Source organism: Mesobacillus foraminis (assembly GCF_004340465.1).
Lineage (GTDB): Bacteria > Bacillota > Bacilli > Bacillales > Cytobacillaceae > Mesobacillus_B > Mesobacillus_B foraminis.
Genome location: NZ_SLVV01000005.1, coordinates 1 through 3,925 on the forward strand (window position 1 = coordinate 1; position 3,925 = coordinate 3,925).

Consider the following 3,925-nt stretch of genomic DNA (forward strand, 5'->3'; position numbering starts at 1 on the left):
TCAGACAAACTCCGAATGCCAATGACTTATCCGTGGGAGTCAGACTGCGAGTGATAAGATCCGTAGTCAAAAGGGAAACAGCCCAGACCACCAGCGGGTGACTAAAACGTTCCCAGGCCCTTTCCTTCAGATTCACTAAAAGTATCAGGGGTGGCATTAGTACAATATTCATAAAAATAAAAGATAATAATATTCGGGTATATCAAAAACTTTATACAACAAAAGATTTTATAAATATTTCCTCACGATGTTTTAAAAATAAAATAACTTCGCTTATAGATCATTACAGACTCCAAAGAATCACCCTCCTGGTAAAAATGGCTAATTATCAAGCTTTTCCATATCATCGTGTACCTATAAAAGCGCTTTATATTATTTCCTAAGGAATAAATGTTCATCACCTGCAGACCTCACCCCAATCCTACTTATAATAAAAACTATTCCATCAACCTACTAAAATTTTAATAAGATAATTCTTATTCTTCTATTTCAGGAACTTGTAATAAAATTGTTTATACAAACACCCACTTTTAACTAAATAAACAAAAAAGTACAATTTTAAAAGGATTAATAGATAGAGTATATTCCAAGTATTAAAAATGTGTTATTGCAGGAAAAATGAAAGCGCTTTATTTTTTAAAGGAGGGACAAGCCTTCGGAATGGAGGTGTGTTTATAAAAGGAAGGATCCTTCAGTCCCTTCAAACCAAATCAGGGGGTTATATGGATGAAGAAATCAAGGAAAACTATTCGCCAAAAAGTGGCCGTGCCAATCGTTTGTACAGCTCTGCTAACTACCATGGCTGCCTGCAATACTTCAGTAGCTAAAAACGAGGGTAATTCCTCCCAAGCCAGTAAACAGGCAATCACCATCATGACGACTTCCTATACGACTCCAACCTTGAACGACAGCAGTCCCGCTTTAAAAGCCCTGGAGGAGTACACCGATACCGACATTGATATCAAGTGGGTGCCTTCTACTTCCTATGAGGAGAAATTTAATGTCACCTTAGCTTCAACTAACCTTCCGGACATCATTCTTGCGCCAGGCAAGACTCCCAGTTTTGTTAAAGCAGTAAAGGACGGAGCCTTTTGGGAGCTGGGCCCATACTTGAAGGATTACAAAAATTTGAGCCAGGCTAATCCAATTATCCTTGAGAACTCCTCCATTAACGGCAAAACCTATGGTATCTATCGCGGAAGACCGCTGGGAAGGTTTGCGGTTTCCATACGGAAGGATTGGCTTGAGGCTGTAGGGATGGAGACCCCAAAAACAATCGATGAACTGCGCGCCGTGTTAAAGGCGTTTAAAAACGAAGATCCAGACGGAAATGGCAAGAATGACACAACAGGGATCGTCTCAGACAAGGCGGGAGTGGCCTGGGATATGATGCAGATCTGGTTTGGAGCGCCGAACAAGTGGGGCGTGGATGCAAATGGCGAGCTTGTCCCTGATTTTAAAACAAAAGAATACATGGAAGCCTTGAAATTCTTCAGAGAGCTGTATAGTGAAGGGTTAATCGATGAAGACTTTGCCGTCGTGGATGAAGCAAGTCCGGAAATCGTGAACGGTGTCGGCGGTGTTTACTTTGGTGTAGCGGATGAAGGGCATCGGATTGCGGAGAAAATTGTTGCAATCGACCCTAAAAATACGGATTCCATTGATGTTTTTAGCCAAATTGAAGGACCAGAAGGAATACATACCCTGCCAACCTCAGGATATTCAGGAATGCTGGCGATTTCCAAAACCAATGTCAAGACGGAAAAAGAATTGAAAAAGGTTTTGACTTTTCTTGACAAACTAAATGATGAAGACGGACAGATTTTAGGGTACAACGGAATTGAAGGAAAACACTATGAATTTGTTGATGGGAAATTTACGATTATCGATCCAACAAATGCCGGCCTGACAAGTGAATATCAGGACCTCAACCAATTCCAGATGTTTATCCCGGAGGAAAGAAGCTTAAAGGTCGAACCAACTCCTTTAAGAAAGAAGGAAAATGACCTCATGAAGGCCAATGAAGAACTCGTCGTCAGCAACCCAGCCGAATCGCTAATCTCGGGAGTGTACGCTCAAAAAGGACCGCAGCTGGATAACATCATCAAAGACGCACGGATTAAATACATTGTAGGACAGATTGACGAGAAAGGTTTCCAGGATGCCGTTGAACTCTGGCACAAAAGCGGAGGTGATGATTATATCGCAGAAATAAATAAACTTTATAAGGCAGCGAAGAAATAAATAGATTAATGGATGTCCCATTTTTTTGATAGAGTCAAAAAAGATTAGGGATACCGTGCTTGGTATGATATACTAGTCATACCATTTACATTATGTGTTGCCAATTCCTCGCTCTTCACGGGCGAGGTTTTTTATTTTTTATAGGCAAGGAAGAATCCACCTTCATTTTTAGATTTCATTAATTCCGACGCACAAAAAAAGAGCCGCGATATGCCACTCTTTCGGAGTCAATTTATTAGTACCTGGTTTCTGCCCCTTGTTTTAGATAGATAAAGCCCTTCATCTGCTCGCTTAATGAGTGATAATGCATCATCACCATTCTGATAGCTGGAAACTCCAAAACTGCAGGTCACTTTCCCTGCAGACTGGAATGTGTGCTGTTCGATTATAACTCTCAGTCTCTCAGCTAATACTCCGGCTTCAGCAAGCCCCGAATCGGTAATAATGACAAATTCCTCCCCGCCCCATCGACCAAAAAATTCGGTATCGGTCAGTCGAGCACTTATCACCCTTGTAAACTCTTTTAATACCCAATCACCCATATCATGGCCAAAACGATCATTAATGCATTTAAAATGGTCAATATCCAAAAATATTACGGATAACGGTTTATTTTCTTTCGGGCGCTGCATGAGCTTTTCCGCAAGCAGTTCATCCATATGCTGGCGGTTAAAAATGCCGGTTAGGGAATCAATTTGCGATTGTTTCCTCACCAGGTTCAACTCTGTATGTATAGTAAACAGATAATGAATGTAAAATAAAACCAGTGTATACACAAAATGTGCTGCATAAAATTGAATTAACGAATCTTTAACGTCTGTAGTAATTTCACGAAATAAAGTCATGCCGACAATAAAGGTGACAAGCAGTACCATTAATGATAAAAACAGTCCCTGCCTTCTCTTTAAAGTTAAAAATATATAAAGGATGTAAAGGGGCATCCAAATAATGAAATCACCTAAAGACTCCTGACCTCTAACAAGCACCCCCACAAAAAGGACTTCACTGAATTTAATAATGTGGTAGATACTAATAAGGATTAAATTGGAGATTTCCGTAAATCGAAAGCTCTGTTTTGCCCGTACCAGCACCCAGCTGATTGAAAACCAAACGATTAAACTAATATTGACAATCCCACTTAGGGTTGTCATGCAGCTGTTCTGCAGAATGGTATTGAGGAATAGCGTAAAGACAATAAACGGAAGGATCCATGAATAGATATTCCTTTTTAGCTCATCCAGTGATTTCACATTTTCCCGCAAGCCCATGTCCCCTTCCTTTAAAAAATACCTTATATACAATTGCGCTCAACCTTTAATAATAATATCGACTGATCCGTTCCACAATTGAAGCTCTTCCCAAAATATTTTACCTATGATCAAGTTGTGCAATAAGGAAGAAAAGACAACAGACGAACAAAACAAACAGGTGGACAAATGAGCACGTTAGGAACACAATCATTGGTCCTAAAGGACAAATGAGCACACTCCCCTATTATTTTTAAAAAAATAATTAGGGATACCAGAGATGGTATGTTATACTAGGTCTACCATTTACATTATGCGTTGCCATTCCTCGCTCATCTTGAGCGAGGTTTTTTAATTTCATACAACTTCCAAATGAGCTGGCTTATTTTTCAAACTTGCTAGGCACCCTGCCCCACTTTTATTTTTCAAATTAC

2 protein-coding genes are annotated in these 3,925 nt (G+C 39.9%); one reads left to right on the top strand and one right to left on the bottom strand.

From position 1 onward, the window contains the following. Positions 1-726 precede the first annotated feature (726 nt). Complete coding sequence (locus EV146_RS08990) at positions 727-2,244, top strand: extracellular solute-binding protein (RefSeq protein ID WP_132004942.1); 1,518 nt, start codon at positions 727-729, stop codon at positions 2,242-2,244. A 227-nt stretch (positions 2,245-2,471) separates the two neighbouring features. Here EV146_RS08990 and EV146_RS08995 read toward each other — a convergent pair whose 3' ends face one another. Next, positions 2,472-3,506, bottom strand: a complete 1,035-nt coding sequence (locus EV146_RS08995) for a GGDEF domain-containing protein (protein ID WP_158287056.1) — start codon at positions 3,504-3,506, stop codon at positions 2,472-2,474. Between the last annotated feature and the right edge of the window lie 419 nt (positions 3,507-3,925).